This window comes from Roseomonas sp. CECT 9278, from assembly GCF_918698155.1.
GTDB lineage: Bacteria > Pseudomonadota > Alphaproteobacteria > Acetobacterales > Acetobacteraceae > Neoroseomonas.
On record NZ_CAKKLX010000024.1, the window covers coordinates 41,298 to 56,927 of the forward strand.

Here is a 15,630-nt window from a genome sequence, read left to right on the forward strand (position 1 = left end):
TTGACCCGCGCGCCTGCCCGGCGCGACCCTCCCCTCACGAAGCCCGGCCGCGCCGGCGGAACGGGCCGCATCCGAGGAACGCCGCCCATGACGCTCACGCTCAAGCCGCTCCATCCGCTGTTCGTCGCCGAGGCCACCGGCATCGACCTGCGCGCCCCCATCGGCCCCGACCTCGCCGCCGAGATCCACCACGCCATGGACCGCTACAGCGTGCTGGTCTTCCCCGGCCAGCCGCTGGACGACGAACAGCAGATGGATGTCGGCCGCGCGCTGGGCACGCTGGAAGCCACGCGCGGCGTGGTGGACGCGCACAAGCACCGCCTCAAGCACCAGGAGATGAACGACATCTCCAACCTCGACACTGACGGCAAGCTGCTCGCCGCCGACGACCGGCGGCGGATGTTCGCGCTCGGCAACCGGCTCTGGCACAGCGATTCGTCGTTCAAGCCGACACCGGCGATGTATTCCATGCTGCACGCCCGCGTGATCCCGCCCGATGGCGGCGAGACCGAATTCGCCGACATGCGCGCCGCCTGGGATGCCCTGCCCGAACGCACCAAGGCGAAGATCAAGGGCATGACCACCTGGCATTCGCTGATCTATTCGCGCGCGCAGCTCGGCTTCGACGAATACACGGCGGAGGAGAAGATCGCCTTCGCCCCGGTGCCGCAACGCCTGGTGCGCCGGCATCCGGGGTCGGGGCGCACCTCGCTCTACCTGTCCGCGCATATCGGGCGCATCGAAGGCATGCCCACGCCCGAAGGCATGGCGATGATCCGCGACCTGACGGAACACGCGACGCAACGGGAATTCGTCCACCGCCACCACTGGACCCAGAACGACCTGGTGATGTGGGACAACCGCTGCACCCTGCACCGCGCCCGGCCCTTCGAAGACAGCGTCCACCCCCGCGACATGCGCCGCGTCACGCTGACCGACGTGGCGCCGACACTGGAACAGCAGGCGGCGTGACGACGCGGCGAGGGAGGGCTTTGCCCTCCCCCGGACCCCCACCCACCAAGGGCTTAAGGCCCTTGGAACCCTCGACTTGATCGGAGAGTTTGGGGAAGGGCATCGTCAGTGCCACCGACGCGGCGGTCACGCCATGCCCCTCCCCAAACTCTCCGAATAAGAATCCGCGGTCCAGGGGGCCGTAGCCCCCTGGTGGGGGAGGTCCGGAGGGGGGCAAAGCCCCTCTCCGGCGTTGCCTGCCTTCCCGCCCGCCCCCAGCGGTGCGACATAGCGTCATCGCGAATGGAGGCCAGCCATGGAACGCTACGACCTGATCCTGAGGGGCGGCCATGTCGTCACCCCCTGGGGTGTCGAGGCGGCCGATGTCGCCGTGCGCGACGGCCGCATCGCCACGCTGGGCCACCTGCGCGGCGCCGAAGCAGCCGAGACGATCGACTGCGCCGGCCTGCATGTACTGCCTGGCCTGATCGACCCGCATGTGCATCTGCGCGACCCCGGCGACCCGTCGGTGGAATGCATCGAGACCGGCACCAAGGCCGCGATCCTGGGCGGCCTGGCGGCGGTGTTCGACATGCCGAACACTGCGAAGTCGGTCGTCAGCCGCGACATCCTGGATGACAAGCGCGCCTTCCTCGAAGGCCGCGCCTGGTGCGATGTCGGCCTTTATGTCGGTGCGTCGAAGAAGAACATCGGCGAGTTGGCGGAACTGGAACTGCAGCCGAATGTCTGCGCGGTGAAGGTCTTCGCCGGTTCCTCCACCGGCGACCTGCTGGTCGAAGACGATGCCAGCCTGGAAGCCGTGATGCGCGCCGGCCGCCGGCGCATCTGCTACCACTCGGAAGACGAGTATCGCTTGCAGGAACGCAAGCCGATGTTCACCGTCGGCATGCCGCACCGCAACCACATGGAATGGCGCGATGTGGAAACCGCCATGCTCGGCACCAAGCGGCTGATGGCGATCGCCCGCAAGACCGGCCGCGCCGCGCATATCCTGCATGTCTCGACCGCCGAGGAACTCGCCTACCTGCGCGACTTCCGCGATGTCTGCACGGTCGAGGTGCTGCTCAACCACCTGACCCAAACGGACGAGGCCTATGACCGCCTCGGCGGCTATGCGGTGATGAACCCGCCGATCCGCGACCAGCGCCACCTCGATGCCGCCTGGGCGGCGGTGGCTGATGGCACGGTGGACTGCATCGGGTCGGACCACGCGCCGCATTCGCGCGAGGCGAAGGAACGCCCCTGGCCGAACACCGCCGCGGGCCTCACGGGCGTCCAGACGCTGGTGCCGCTGATGCTGGACCACGTCACCAGCGGCCGGCTGTCGATCTCGCGCCTGGTGGACCTGATGTGCGCGGGGCCGGCGCGCGTCTATGGCGCGCTGGGCAAGGGGCGGCTGGCCGCCGGCTACGATGCGGACTTCACGCTGGTCGACCTCAAGCGCCAGCGCATGATCCGCAACGACTGGCTGGCCACCCCCGCCGGCTGGACGCCTTTCGACGGCACGGTCTGCACCGGCTGGCCGGTCGCCACCATCATCCGCGGCCGCGCGGTGATGCGCGAGGACGAGGTGCTCGGCGCGCCCGCCGGCAAGCCCGTATCCTTCGCCGAGACGCATCGGTGACCGCCGAGGAGGCAATCGCGTCCCGCCGGTCGATCCGCGCCTTCCTGCCCACGCCGGTGCCGCGCGATGTGGTCGAGCGCATCCTCGACATCGCCGCGCGCGCGCCCTCGGGCACCAACATGCAACCCTGGCGCGCCCATGCGCTGGCGGGCGCGCCGTTGCGCGCGCTGGCCGATGCGCTGGTGGCGCAAGCCGCCGCCAAGGTCGAGGCCGAATACCGCTACTACCCGGCGGAGTTCTTCGAACCCTACCTGTCGCGCCGCCGCAAGGTGGGTTGGGACCTCTACGGCCTGCTCGGCATCGCGCGCGGCGAGAGCGGGAAGATGCAGCGCCAGCACGCGAAGAACCTGACCTTCTTCGGCGCGCCGGTCGGGATCATCTTCACCATCGACCGGCGGCTTGAGATCGGCTCCTGGCTCGACACCGGCATGTTCCTCGGCAATGTCATGGCGCTGGCGCGCGCGCAGGGTCTCGACACCTGCCCGCAGGCGGCCTTCGCGCCGCATCACGCGACCATCCGCGCGATGATCGGCATCCCGGAAACCGAGGTGGTGGTCTGCGGCATGGCGCTCGGCCATGCCGACCCGGCCGCGCCGGAAAACACCCTGGTGACCGACCGCGCGCCGGCCGCCGAATTCTGTTCTTTCGCCGGCTGGGACGACCGGTAGTGCACCCGCCGCACCGCGGCACGCGCACGCGGAGATGAGCCCCGCGCACATCCCGGACCCTGTGCGGGAGCTCGGCGGCGCCGGGGTCGGCGCCGCGCAACGGTGCCGGCCAGGTGCTGCGCGGCGAACTCGCCGCCCTTCCGACCCCGCCATGACCGCCGGCGCATGACGTCGCTGACCGGCTCCGCGCTGTGGCTGCGCCTGATCACCATCAGCGCGCTGTGGGGCGCCGCCTTCCCGCTGATCCGCTACCTCGCCGCGCATATGCCGCCCTTCGCCGTCGCCGGCGTGCGCGGCGTGCTGGCGGCCGCCGCGGTCTTCGCCTTCCTGTGGTTCCGCCGCGAGCTCGGCCGGCTGCCGCGCAGCGTGCTGGTCACCGCGCTGGTGCTCGGCGTGCTGAGCGGGGTGATCCCGAACACGCTGATCCCGCTGGCGCTGCAACGGATGGAGGCGGCGCCGGCCTCGCTGGTGCAGGCGGCGGGGCCGCTGATCCTGACGCTGCTGGCCGGCTTGCTGCTGCAGGGCGAACGGCCCACGCCGAGGATGCTGCTGGGCATCGGCACCGGCTTCCTCGGCATCGCGCTGGTGGTGGGATCGGGCGGGCTCGGCGGCGGCAGCCTGTCGGGGGCGCTGCTGGTGCTGGGGGCGACCTTCTCCTACGCGCTCAGCACCATCTGGGTGCGGCGGGCGGATCGCGGGCCGGCGGCGGCGCTGGCGCTTGGCCAGCAGGTGGTGTCCGGCGTGATTTCCGGCAGCCTGGCGCTCAGCGTGGATGGCGCGGGGGCGCTGGTGCAGCCGCCGGAGGTCTGGCTGGTCGCGGCGATTCTCGCGATCTTCGCGACCGCGGTGCCGCTGACCTTGTTCCTGAGCCTCGCGACCCGCGCGCGCGCGGCGGATTCCGCCATGGTCGGCTATATCCAGCCGGTCTTCTCCACCGCCATCGCGGCGGCCTGGCTGGGCGAGGTGCCGACCTGGCATGTCGCGGCCGGCGGGGTGATCGTGCTGGCCTCGGTGTGGCTGGTCACCAGCCGGCGCTGAAGCCTGACGGAACCCGGCGGCGTGGCGGCGCGACCGGCACCAGGCGACAGCGCGGCGGGCGCCGTTTCCGCCCGCCTCGGCGCGCTGCAATGGCGCCAGACCATGGTTCTTTGCGCGCATCCTTACCCGTCCAAACGACTCCGTTTGAACCGATGAAGCCGCAGCCCCCGGGTTTCACCAGCATCTTCGCCCGATGAGGCGATCCCACGCGATCGGGATCTCCTCTCGCCCCTCGCTTTCGCGACCACCTTCACCCGACCAGATGATTCGATCGGATCGGATCTGCCCTAAGAACCGACCGTTTCGCCGGCCGCCCGCCCCTTGGCCGGCATGCGCCCGAAAATCCAGGCCGTCAGCGCCGGCGGCAGGCCCCCCACCAGCCGCGCCATCGCATAGGTCGGCCAGGGATAGGCGATCCGCACCCGCCCGCGCGCGATGCCCGCCAGCGTGCGCCGCGCCGCTTCCTCGGCATCCATCAGGAAGGGCATGGGGAAGGCGTTCAGCGCCGTCATCGGCGTGCGGACATAGCCCGGGCAGACCGCATGGAGGCGGATGCCGCGCTGGCGCTCCGTCGCGTCCAGCGCCTCCGCCCAGCGCTGCACCGCGGCCTTGGTCGCGCAATAGGCCGGCGCGCCCGGCGCCGCCACGAAGGCGGCCAACGAGGCGATGACCGCGACCCGCCCGCGCACCCCGTCGCGCCCGGGCGCCTGCGCCGCCATGGCCTCGATCGCCGGCAGGGCGGTGTTGAGCACGCCGGTCACATTGGTCTCGAAGATCGCGCGCGCCTGCGCCGCGGGTTCGGTGGCGCCGCCGGTGCCCGCCGAGATCCCGGCATTGGCGACCACCAGGTCGAGCCGCCCGGCCCCGCCGATCCACCCCGCCATCGCCGCCGCATCGGTCACGTCCAGCACCGCCGGGCACACCTGCGCGCCCTTGGCCCGGCAGGCCGCGGCGGCGCCCTCCAGCCGGGCCGCATCGCGGCCGGACAGGTGCAGCACCACCCCTGGCCGCGCGCAGGCCTCCGCCAAGGCCCGCCCCAGCCCGGACGATGCCCCGGTGATCAGCACGGCGTCCCAGGCGGCTTGCATCCTGATCCTTCCGGGGGGAGAAGCGGCGCCATGGCCGCACACCCCCTCTCCTCCATGACCGGCTTCGCCCGCGAGGGCGGGGCGCTGCCCGACGGATCCTCCTTCATCTGGGAATTGCGCTCCGTCAACGGCCGCGGCCTCGATGTGCGCCTGCGCCTGCCCAATGGCTTCGACGCGCTGGAATCCGCGCTGAAGGAAGCGGCGGGGCGGGCGCTCAAGCGCGGCAATGTCTCGGCGACGCTGACCGTGAAGCGGGAGGAACGTGCCGGTGCGCGCCTCACGCCCGACCCGGCGGCGCTCGACCAGGCGCTGCGCATCGCTCTCGACCTGGCGGCGCGCATCCCCGGCTGCCCGCCGCCGCGCGCCGAGGCATTGCTGACGCTGCCCGGCGTGCTGCGCGCCGAAAGCGTGGAACCGGACGAGGCGGAGGAGGAGGCGAAGCGCGCCACTATCGCCGCCGCCTTCGCCCGCGTGCTGGAGGGGCTGGTGGCGTCGCGCCGCGCCGAGGGCGCGAAGCTCGCCGAGATCCTGGGCGTGCTGCTGGACGAAGTGGTGGCACTGCGCGACCTGGCGGCGACCGAGGCCGCCGGCCAGCCCGCCCTGCACGCCGCCCGCCTGCGCGACAGCCTCGCCGCCCTGCTGGAGGGCGAGCGCCGCGTCTCCGAGGACCGCCTGGCGCAGGAGGTCGCGCTGCTGGCGACGAAGTCCGACGTGCGCGAGGAGCTCGACCGCCTCTCGGCCCATATCGCCGAGGCGCGGCGGCTGCTGGCCTCGGGCGAGGCGATCGGCCGCAAGCTCGATTTCCTCACGCAGGAATTCGTGCGCGAGGCGAATACCCTGTGCAGCAAGTCGGCCAGCACGGCGCTGACCCGCATCGGGCTCGAGCTGAAGGCGGCGATCGAACGACTGAAGGAGCAGTCGGCCAATGTCGAATGACGCCGCGGCGGCGGATCAGTCCTCCGGCAGGCGCAGCGGCAGCGACGGGTCGCGGTCGACCAGGATGGCGGCAGCCACCTGCAGGGCCACCAGCGCGGTCAGGATGATGGCAAGCGTCGGGTACAGCATCGTGAAGCCTCCTGTGCTGCGTTCCTCCCCAACCCACTCCGGCATCTGGATTGCTGCGACGCACAATACAAGGCGCCCGGCGTCGTGATCGCGCGGCGCGGCCTGTGCCTGGTGCTCGCGGCGGCACCCGGGGCGGGCAAGACCTCGGTATCGCGCGCCCTGCTGCAGACCGAGCCCGACCTCTCGCTGTCGGTCAGCGCCACCACCCGCGCGCCCCGCCCGCGCGAGGAGGAGGGCGTCCATTATTTCTTCAAGTCGCCGGAAGCCTTCGACGCGATGGCCGCCGCCGGCGAATTCCTGGAGCATGCCCGCTTCCTTGGCCGTGCCTACGGCACGCCGCGCGGGCCGGTCGAAGCCGCGCTGGCATCCGGGCGCGACGTGCTGTTCGACATCGAATGGCAGGGCCACCGCCAGATGAAGGCCGTGCTGCCCGAGGATGTGGTCGGCATCTTCCTGCTGCCGCCCTCCCTGCCCGACCTGGAAGCCCGGCTGCGCGGCCGCGGCCAGGACAGCGAGGTCGAGATCGCGCGGCGCATGGCCGCGGCGCGTGAGGAAATCACCCACTGGGATGAATTCGACCACGTGGTGGTCAACCGGGACTTCGACGCGACGGTGGCGCAGGTACGCGCCATCCTGCACGCCGCGCGCACCGAGCGCCGGCGCCAGCCCGGCATGGCCGGCTTCATCGCCGGGCTGCTGGCCGGCTAGGGCAGGTCCCGATCCGATGGACTCAGCCGGTTGGGTGAAGATGGTCGTGACGACAGGCGCCAGGGACGTTGCCGTGGGCCATCGCGACCGGACAGGGCGCTAGCGCGTGGCGATCATCATCGAGATCGTCGCGCCGGTCTTCGCGATCATCGCGCTGGGCTGGGGCGCGGCGGCCTGGAAATGGGTGGACGAGGCCGGCTTCCGCACGCTGATCTGGTTCACCTTCACCTTCGCCTCGCCGGCGCTGCTGTTTGCCGGCGGCACCTCGGGCAATACCGGCGGCGGGCCGGCCGCCTTCGTGTTCTTCCTGGCCGCGCTGGTGGTCTATGGCGCGGCGCTGTGGCTGGCGCTGCGGCATCTGTCGCTGAACCTGGCCGAGGGCGGGCTGTTCGCGCTCAACTGCACCTTCGGCAATACCGTGATGATGGGCATTCCGCTGACCGCGGCGGCCTATGGGCAGTCGGGCCTGGCCATCCTGCTGGCGTTGATCGCGCTGCATTCGATGGTGCTGCTCAGCCTCGGCACCGTGGTGGCGGAGCTTGGCCTGCACCGCCATGCGCCGTTGGGGCGGGTGCTGCGGGCGACGCTCGGCGGCGTGCTGCGCAACCCGATCGTGATGGCGGTGGTGGTGGCGCTGGCCTGGAGCACGCTCGGCCTGCCGGTGCCCTCCGCGATGCGGCGCACGCTGGAGCTGATCGGCGCGTCGAGCCCGCCGCTGGCGCTGTTCTGCCTGGGTGGGTCGCTGGCGTCGTTCCGCCTGGCGGGGTCGCTCGGCGACGTGGCGTGGTCGCTGGTGCTGAAGCTCGCGGTGCTGCCGCTGCTGGTCTGGGGGCTGTGCATCGCCTTCGGGCTCGGTGCGCTGGAGACCGCGGTGGCGGTGACCACGGCGGCGCTGCCCACGGGGGCCAATGCCTTCATGCTGGCGCGGCGCTACGCGGTGGGGGCGGAGCGGTCGGGCGCCACGGTGCTGGTGTCGACCATCGTGTCGGTGTTCACGCTGGCGGCGGTTCTGGCCTGGTTCAGGGGGTGACGCCGTGCTGACGCTGTTCCTCGCCCCCGGGGCGAGTTCCATGGCGCCGCACATCGCGCTGCACGAACTCGGCGCCGCCTTCGATATCCGCGCGGTCTCCCTCGCGCGGCGCGAGCAGCGTGAACCCGCTTTCCTCGCGCTCAACCCCGAAGGCCGCGTGCCCGTGCTGCTGGTCGACGGGCGCCCGCTGACCGAGGTGGCGGGCATCCTGTTCTACCTCGCGCGGCGCCACCCCGAGGCCGGGCTGCTGCCGGAGGGCGGCGCGGAAGCCGAGGCGCATGTCGTCGCCTGGATGTCCTTCCTGGCCGCGACCGTGCATCCGGCGCGGCGGCAGGGGATCGAGGCTGCGCGCGCCGCCTGGGCGATCGCGCAGGCGCGCCTGGCCGGCCGCGCCTGGGCCGTGGGCGATCGCATGAGCATCGCCGACATCCACCTGTTCCGCTTGTTCTGGCGCTTCCGTGGCGGCGCGCCGGAGGCCGCCGCGGGTTTCCCGGCGCTGGCGGCGCACTACGCCCGGATGATGGCGCGCCCCGCCGTGCAGCGGACCATCGCCGTCGAATCCGCGATCGGCTACGAATTGCCGGCGTGACGCACGGCGCGGGCGTCAGCCCGCCGGGGACCGCGCGGCCACCAGCCGCGCCAGCGTGTCGAACTCCGCGACGCTCAGCGTCTCCGCCCGCCGCGCGCCGTCGATGCCCGCCGCCGCCAGCAGCCCCGGCGCGTCACCGAGCGCCTTCAGCGACCCGCGCAGCATCTTGCGGCGCTGGCCGAAGGCCGCCGCCGTGGTGCGCTCCATCGCCGCAAACAGCGCCGGGCCGGGATCCTCGGCATGCGGCACGAAGCCCACCACCGCCGACCACACCTTGGGCGGCGGGCTGAAGGCGCCGGGCGGCAGGCGCAGCAGCAATTCGCAGCGGCACCGCCACTGCGCGAGCACCGCGAGCCGCCCATAGGCCGGCGTGTCCGGCGCGGCGCAGATGCGTTCCGCCACCTCCTGCTGGAACATCAGGGTCATGCCCTCGATCGCCGCGGCGGCGCGCAGCCAGCCGACCAGCAGGGGCGAGGCGATGTTGTAGGGCAGGTTCGCCACGATGCGCCGCGGCGCCGCCAGCAGCGCGGGCGGATCGATGCGCAGCGCATCGCCCTCGACCACGCTGAGCCGGCCTGGATGCGCGGCCTCCAGCGCCGCCAGCGCGGCCACCGCGCGGCGATCGAGCTCCACCGCCACCACGCGCGCCGCGCCGGTCGCGAGCAGCGCGCGCGTCAGCCCGCCCGGGCCGGGGCCGATCTCCAGCACCTGCCGCCCATCGAGGTCGCCGGCCAGCGCCGCGATCCGCCCGCAGACCGCGGGGTCCAGCAGGAAATGCTGGCCGAGCGCCTTGCGCGCATCCAGGCCGTGCCGCGCGACCGTCTCGCGCAGGCTGGGCAGGCCGTCGTCGGTCAAACGATCAGCCGCGCCGCTGGGGCGGCGTGCCGGCGGCGGGCGGCGTGGTGGCGGCGGGGGCCTGGTTGCGGATGTCGATCTGCGCGCGGCGCTGCAGGTCGCGCAGCACCTGGCGGGAGATCAGTTCGACGCGTTCGCGCAACAGCCGGTCGCGTGCCTGTTCGGGGGTGAATTCCGCCAGGTTGCGGGTCTCCCGCGCGCAGACCGCGATGATCAGCACGCCATCGGGCGAGATGATCGGCTGGGTCGGGCGGCCGATCGGCAGGCTGGCCAGCAATTCGCGGAGTTCGGGCGGGTTGATGGTGTCCTGGCGCACCTGGCCGGGGTCGGCCGGGCGTGGCCCGCCGCGCGCCGCCGCCTCCACCTGGTCGCAGCTGCGCGCGGTCTCCGACAGGCGCTGCCCGGCCTCGACCTGGCGCAGCTGCTGGGCGGTGGGCGCGGCCGGGTTCACCTGGCCCTCGAAGGGGAAGAAGGCTTGGCGGAGCGACAGCATGGTGGCGATGTCGCGCCCCGCCGTGCGCTTCTGGCGCAGCTGCGCGATCACGAAGCCGCCGGGCACGCGGATCGGGTTGGAGACCGCGCCCTCGGGCATCTGGCGCACCACCGCGGCCACTTCGGGGTCGAGCCGTTCCGGCTGCACCCAGCCGAGGTCGCCACCCAGCAGCGCGGTCTGCGCCTGGCTGAACTGGGTCGCGACCATCGGGAAGGGCGCGCCCTGGCGCAGGCGCGCGATCACGTCGTCGGCGAAGCGGCGGACCTCGGCCTCCTGGGCCGGGTTGGAGACGGGGATGTAGATCTCGGAGACCAGGAATTCGGGCTGTCCGGTGCGCGCGCGCCCGGCGGCGACATAGTCGTTGATCTCGGCTTCCGAGATCTGCGCCTGATTGCCGAGCTGGCCGCGCAGCAGCCGGTTCCAGCCGATCTGCGCGCGGATCTGGTCGTACAGCACGCGTGGGTCGATGCCCGCGCGGCGCAGGTTCTCCCGCAGGCCGCCGGGCGGCAGGCCGTTGCGGTTCTCGATGTCGCCGACCGTGCCGGCGATGTCGGCATCGGTGACCGGGATGCGGCGGCGCGCGACCTCCTGCGTGCGCAGGCGCTCATCGACCAGCAGGCGCAGGATCTGGTCGTTGGCGCGGCCGGGCGCGTCGCCGGTCATGCCCGCGGTGAGCGCCAGCAGGCGACGGCGGCTCGCGACCTCGTTCGCGGTGATGACATCGCCGTTCACCACCGCGGCGACGCGATTGGCCTGGGCCCGCGCCGGCGCGACCGGGGCGGACAGGCTGATCACCGCCGCGCCCAGCAGGGCCAGGAGCGGTGTGCGGAGGGAGGGGTGCATCGCGACTGTCATGACGCTGCCTTCATACGACCCGGGGCAGGCGCGGGGAAGCGCGCTGCGGCCGGGATGGCGACCCTGCCGCCGGGGCGGGCAGGGCCGGGCGAAACATTTCAGCCGCCCCGGTCAGATGGCCCGGAAGCCCACATCGCCGATGGTCTTGAGGCCGATGCGGAACAGCAGGACCGTATTGGCCGGATACAGGTTGTTGGTCGCCGGATCCTCGGCGAAGCGCTTGAGGAAGCGGGCTTCGAACAGGAAGCACTCGTCCTCGTAGGCGATCGATGCGGTGGCGACGACCGGGCGGTTGATCTCGATGTCGTAGCGGCCGAAGGCGCCGATCCGCCAATTGCCCCATTGCTGCTGGATGCCGAAGGCGACTTCGTTGCGATCCTGCACAGGCGTCAGATAGGGCACCGCGGGCGTATAGAGGTAGCCGGCGGTGAGTGTCGTGCGCGTCTCGAAGCTCACATTGGTCGCGAGGTCCATGAAGCGCAGGTCGCCATTCTCGTTGGCGAAGCGCCCGCGGCCCAGGAATTCCAGCCATGGCGTCGGCATCACCCGCGCCCGCGCCACGTAGTCCGAGGCGCGGTTCTCGACCCCGCTGCCGGCATAGAAAGGCCCGCCATCGCGCTGCGTGCGATACGACGCGCCGGCCAGCCCTTCGATCATGCCGCCATTGGGGAAGTACCAGGCGCCGCGCAGCGCGTAGTCGATGCGCGTGCCGCCTTCCTGGCGGTCGCGGCCATAGAAGCGGTTCAGGCTGAACAGGTTGGCGTCGGTGAATTCGAAGTCGATGCTGTCCTCGTTCGGCACCGAGGACTGGTTGCCGGTGAGCGGCCCGCCGACCACCTGCAGCATGGGTTCGATCACCTGGTGGCCATAGGCGCCGGCCGGGCGGATGAAGGGCATGCGCCAGGCGAGTGCGGCGCGGATATTGGCGCGCGCCGCGGTGCCGTCATTCGCCGTGGTGGAATTGTTCGGCGCGAGCGCGAGGTCGGTGAAGGCATAGGAGGCGATGTCGGACTGCGCCCGCACCGTCCAGATGCCGCCGAGGCGGTCGTTCATCGGCAATTCGTAGCCCAGGCGGAAGGCGCCGCGCTGCGTGTTGGTGCCCTGGCTGCGGAACACCGCGAAGTTCCAGGTGTCGAAGGTCAGCGTGCCGCCCAGCGCATCCACCGGGGCACGCCAATCGAGGTAGATGTTCGGCCCGACCGTCGGGATCAGGCTGGTGTCGTCCGACGGGCGCAACCCCTGGAAGATGCGCGCATCGACGCGCGCATAGGCATCCGAGCCCCAGAACCCCTCGGTGAACACGCTGGAATCGAGCCGCCGGCGCGCGCCGTAGCGATAGATCCGCAGGTAGTCCTCGCTGCTGGCGCGGTTGAAGTCGAAGCCCGCGCGCCAGGTTTCGTCCAACGCGAAGCGCCCGCGCGAGAAGATGTGCCCGGCGAAGCCCTCGGGCGTGTCGTCATCCCCGTTCAGGTAGCCCAGCGAGCCTTCCGCCTCGATCTCGCCGAAGTTGAAGCGGCGGCGATACTCCAGGCCGAGGTTGGGCACCTGCCGCGTCGCGAATTGCGGCCGCAGCACCAGTTCCTGCGTCGGATCGATCGCCCAGTAGTAGGGGGTCTCGACGAAGCCGCCCAGGAAGTTGGTTATGCCGAAGGTCGGGCTGAGGAAGCCCGATTGCCGCGGCGCATCGCCCGCGGGGTGCTGCAGGTAGGGCGTCCAGAAGGTCGGGATGCCGGCGAATTCCACCACCGCGTCGCGGTATCGCGCTTGGCGCCCGGCCTGGTCCAGCGTGGCCGTGCGTGCGCGCACCTGCCACAGGGGCGGCGCGAGCGGATCCTCCTGGCAGGGATCGCAGGAGGAATAGACCACGCGCGAAAGGTCGAAGATGGACCCGCCGGTGCGCCGCGCGCTGTTCGCCGCGACGCGCCCGTTCTGCGCGAGCAGCCCGCGCAAGCCTTCGATCACGCCGTCGCGGAACTGGTTTTCCAGCACCACGCTGTCGGCGAAGATGACCTGGCCGTCGGCCTCGATCAGCTGGACATTGCCGCGCGCGGTGGCGATGCCGGTGTTGCGGTCATAGGTGAATTCATCGGCGCGCACGACGCGGTTGCCCTGCCAGGCCTCGACCCGCCCGCGGGCGATGACCAGGGCGCGATTCTGGTCGTATTCGACTTCCTCGGCGGTGAAGGTGACGGGCTGGTCCTGGGCGGGCGGCGCGGCAGCGGCCGGCGCGGGGGCCGGCTGGCCGGGCAGCACAGGGGCGACATTCTGCGGCGCCACGATCGGCGGCAGCGCGCCCTGCTGGGCCAGCGCCGGCGCCGCGGCGGTGGCCAGCAGGATAACCAGGGCGCCCCGGCGGAACATCACGGTCAGCCATCCTCCAGGTGCAGCAACAGCGCGGTGGCCAGCAGGAAGCCCGCCCCGGCCGGGGCCCAGGCGGCGAAGATCACGGGCAGCGTGCCGGCCTCGCCGAATTCGCCGGTGATCTTGTCCACCACGAACAGCGCGAAGCCGGCGGCCACGCCGCCGCCGATCATCTGCGCCACGCCGCCGCGGCGCGACGAGCGCATGGAAAACCCCGCCGCCAGCAGCGCCATCGCGGCCGCCAGCAACGGCAGCGCCAGCAGCGACTGGAAATGCAGCCGGTGGCGCACCGCCGAGAAGCCCGCATTCTCCAGCACCTGGATGAAATCGGGCAGCGCCCAGAAGGACAGCGTGTCGGGGCTGGCGAAGGAATCCTGGATGCGCGCGGGTGTGAGGTCGGTCGGGAATTCCAGGCGCTGCGCGGGTGCCGGCATGCGGTCGGCGCCGAACACCACGGCGTCGGGAATGATCCAGCGGCCCTGTGCGAGCACCGCCGAGGGTGCCTCGACCCGCGCCAGCGGCCGATCCTCGGCGGACAGCCGCCAGACGCTGACGTCATCGAGGCGAAACGCCTCGCCGGCCCTGAGGTCGCGCAGCGCGACCGGGCGGCCGGACAGGATCGCGACGCCGCGCGGGTCGATCCCGGCATCCGCCTGGCGCAGCCACAGCCGCCCGCCCGCCAGCGCCGAGATGCCGCTGGTGTTGCGCAGGAATTGCGAATCGAGCCGCTCGGCCCGCGCCAGCATCGCCGAGGACAGCGGCGAGATCGCCGCCGTGGCAACCGCGCCCAGCAGCACCGCCACCGCCACCGGCCCCGCCAGGAACCCCCAGGCCGAGACGCCGGCGGCGCGCGCCACCACCAGCTCCGATGACCTGGTCAGCCGCCAGAACGCGATGATGCCGCCCAGCAGGATCGCGAAGGGCAGGATCTGCATCGCGACGAAGGGCAGCCGCAGCGCGGCGATCTGCCCGACCAGCGCGAAGGTGGCGTCCTGGCGCGTGGCGGCGCGGCGCAGCAATTCGATCAGGTCGAACAGCGCCACCAGGCCCGCCAGCGCCGCCAGCATCGCCACCGTCATGGTGGCGAAGCGCCGCGCGACGTAGATCATCAGCGTGCGCGCGAAGGTCATGGCGCGGCCGGCACCGGGGGTGGCGCGGGGCGCGGCCAGCCGGGCGCGCCGGCCAGCCACCAGGCGGCAATCACACCCGGCAGCACGGTCTGCAGCCAGATCAGCGGCACCCAGGCATTGTCGCGCGCGGCGAGGTTGCCCGCGGTGAGCCCGAGCGCCAGCAGCCCGACCACCAGCGAGATGCCCACCGCGATGCGCAGCCCGCCGCCATGGCGGCGGAATTCCCCGGTCAGCGCCACCGCCAGGCCCACCAGCGCGAAGGACAGCGCGGTGAGCGGCCCCGACAGGCGCTGGTGCGCCTCGGCGAAATAGCGCCGCACCTCGCGATCGCGCAGGCCTTCCTCGGGGTCGGGGTTGAGCAGTTCCGCGACCGAACGCTCGCGCGAATCGCGCGACCGCGATTCCTCCCCGCGCGAGGCGCGCGCCAGGTCGAGGCTGTTCTCGGTGAAGGACAGGATGTTCAACCGCAGCGGCGGCGTGCCCGGCGCCGCGTTGGCCGGCGCGCGTTCCACCTGCTGCCGCACGCCGTTCAGCAGCGTGACCCGCGGGCCCGATGCCGCGACGGAGATGCGCCCCTGCTCGGCCAGGATGGTGACCGGCGCGCCGGCATCGCGCTGGTCGTGCACCAGGATACCGCGCAACGTGCCGTCAGGGTCGCGGTAGCGCGCATAGACCGTGAGGTCGTTGCCCACCTGGCTGAACACCCCTTCCTGCAGCAGCACGCCGACCAGCTGGTTGCGGATCTCGAACTGCCATTGCCGGAAGGCGGTGTGGCTGACCGGCACCAGCCACAGGTTCAGCAGCATGCAGGCTGCCGTCGCGAGCGTCGCGAGCAGCACGGCCGGCCGCGCGAGCCGCCATTGCGACAGCCCGGCCGCGCGCATCACCACCAGTTCGCGGTCGCCCGCCAGGCGCACATAGACGAACAGCACCACCACGAAGGTGGTGATCGGCAGGATGACGGCGAAGAAGGAGGGCAGCATCAGGCTGGTCAGCTCGACGAAGACCACGAGCGACAGCCCGCGGTCGAGCACCAGCTCGATGAAGCGCAGCGACTGCGTCAGCCACACGAGCGCCGCCAGCCCCACCGTCACGGCAATGAGGGCGAGGGCGAGCTGGCGGAACAGGTAGCGGTCGATCCTGGTCATCGGCGC

14 protein-coding genes are annotated in these 15,630 nt (G+C 72.0%); 8 read left to right on the forward strand and 6 right to left on the reverse strand.

What is annotated here, in order from left to right; translation table 11 throughout:
* Nucleotides 1–87: 87 nt before the first annotated feature.
* The 4 genes from LQ222_RS15995 to LQ222_RS26310 all read left to right on the forward strand — a co-directional run bounded on the left by LQ222_RS15995 (nt 88) and on the right by LQ222_RS26310 (nt 4,302).
* The gene (locus LQ222_RS15995) at nt 88–972 is read left to right on the forward strand and encodes a TauD/TfdA family dioxygenase (protein WP_230167828.1); all 885 of its coding nucleotides are present in this window, start codon (nt 88–90) and stop codon (nt 970–972) included.
* 295 nt (nt 973–1,267) lie between these two features.
* Nucleotides 1,268–2,596 carry a dihydroorotase gene (locus LQ222_RS16000; protein WP_230167829.1) on the forward strand — a complete coding sequence of 443 codons (1,329 nt, stop codon included), beginning with the start codon at nt 1,268–1,270 and terminating at the stop codon, nt 2,594–2,596.
* Nucleotides 2,593–3,264 carry a nitroreductase gene (locus tag LQ222_RS16005; RefSeq protein ID WP_230167830.1) on the forward strand — a complete coding sequence of 224 codons (672 nt, stop codon included), beginning with the start codon at nt 2,593–2,595 and terminating at the stop codon, nt 3,262–3,264. The genes LQ222_RS16000 and LQ222_RS16005 overlap by 4 nt, the downstream gene beginning before the upstream one ends.
* Before the next feature lie 165 nt (nt 3,265–3,429).
* Nucleotides 3,430–4,302, forward strand: coding sequence for a DMT family transporter (locus LQ222_RS26310; protein ID WP_305800022.1), 873 nt, complete (start codon nt 3,430–3,432; stop codon nt 4,300–4,302).
* Between the two features lie 287 nt (nt 4,303–4,589).
* Here LQ222_RS26310 and LQ222_RS16020 read toward each other — a convergent pair whose 3' ends face one another.
* Nucleotides 4,590–5,390, reverse strand: a complete 801-nt coding sequence (locus LQ222_RS16020; RefSeq protein WP_230167831.1) for an SDR family NAD(P)-dependent oxidoreductase — start codon at nt 5,388–5,390, stop codon at nt 4,590–4,592.
* Nucleotides 5,391–5,420: 30 nt separating this feature from the next.
* Between LQ222_RS16020 and LQ222_RS16025 the strand changes: the two genes are divergently transcribed.
* The 4 genes from LQ222_RS16025 to LQ222_RS16040 all read left to right on the forward strand — a co-directional run bounded on the left by LQ222_RS16025 (nt 5,421) and on the right by LQ222_RS16040 (nt 8,782).
* The gene (locus LQ222_RS16025; protein ID WP_230167832.1) at nt 5,421–6,326 is read left to right on the forward strand and encodes a YicC/YloC family endoribonuclease; all 906 of its coding nucleotides are present in this window, start codon (nt 5,421–5,423) and stop codon (nt 6,324–6,326) included.
* Between the two features lie 213 nt (nt 6,327–6,539).
* Entirely contained in the window at nt 6,540–7,163 is a 624-nt protein-coding gene (gmk, locus tag LQ222_RS16030) for a guanylate kinase (RefSeq protein WP_230167833.1), read from the forward strand.
* A 106-nt stretch (nt 7,164–7,269) separates the two neighbouring features.
* The gene (locus LQ222_RS16035) at nt 7,270–8,193 is read left to right on the forward strand and encodes an AEC family transporter (protein ID WP_230167834.1); all 924 of its coding nucleotides are present in this window, start codon (nt 7,270–7,272) and stop codon (nt 8,191–8,193) included.
* A gap of 4 nt (nt 8,194–8,197) precedes the next feature.
* Nucleotides 8,198–8,782, forward strand: coding sequence for a glutathione S-transferase family protein (locus LQ222_RS16040; protein ID WP_230167835.1), 585 nt, complete (start codon nt 8,198–8,200; stop codon nt 8,780–8,782).
* Between the two features lie 15 nt (nt 8,783–8,797).
* On the opposite strand, the gene rsmA is transcribed toward LQ222_RS16040, so the two are convergent.
* The 5 genes from rsmA to lptF all read right to left on the reverse strand — a co-directional run bounded on the left by rsmA (nt 8,798) and on the right by lptF (nt 15,624).
* The gene (gene rsmA / locus LQ222_RS16045) at nt 8,798–9,637 is read right to left on the reverse strand and encodes a 16S rRNA (adenine(1518)-N(6)/adenine(1519)-N(6))-dimethyltransferase RsmA (protein ID WP_230167836.1); all 840 of its coding nucleotides are present in this window, start codon (nt 9,635–9,637) and stop codon (nt 8,798–8,800) included.
* Nucleotides 9,638–9,641: 4 nt separating this feature from the next.
* Nucleotides 9,642–10,985 (reverse strand): peptidylprolyl isomerase, encoded by a 1,344-nt coding sequence (locus tag LQ222_RS16050; RefSeq protein ID WP_230167837.1) that lies wholly within the window; start codon nt 10,983–10,985, stop codon nt 9,642–9,644.
* A 111-nt stretch (nt 10,986–11,096) separates the two neighbouring features.
* Nucleotides 11,097–13,346, reverse strand: coding sequence for an LPS-assembly protein LptD (locus tag LQ222_RS16055; protein WP_230167838.1), 2,250 nt, complete (start codon nt 13,344–13,346; stop codon nt 11,097–11,099).
* Nucleotides 13,347–13,351: 5 nt separating this feature from the next.
* Entirely contained in the window at nt 13,352–14,476 is a 1,125-nt protein-coding gene (gene lptG / locus LQ222_RS16060; protein ID WP_230167839.1) for an LPS export ABC transporter permease LptG, read from the reverse strand.
* The gene (gene lptF, locus LQ222_RS16065) at nt 14,473–15,624 is read right to left on the reverse strand and encodes an LPS export ABC transporter permease LptF (protein WP_230167840.1); all 1,152 of its coding nucleotides are present in this window, start codon (nt 15,622–15,624) and stop codon (nt 14,473–14,475) included. The genes lptG and lptF overlap by 4 nt, the downstream gene beginning before the upstream one ends.
* Between the last annotated feature and the right edge of the window lie 6 nt (nt 15,625–15,630).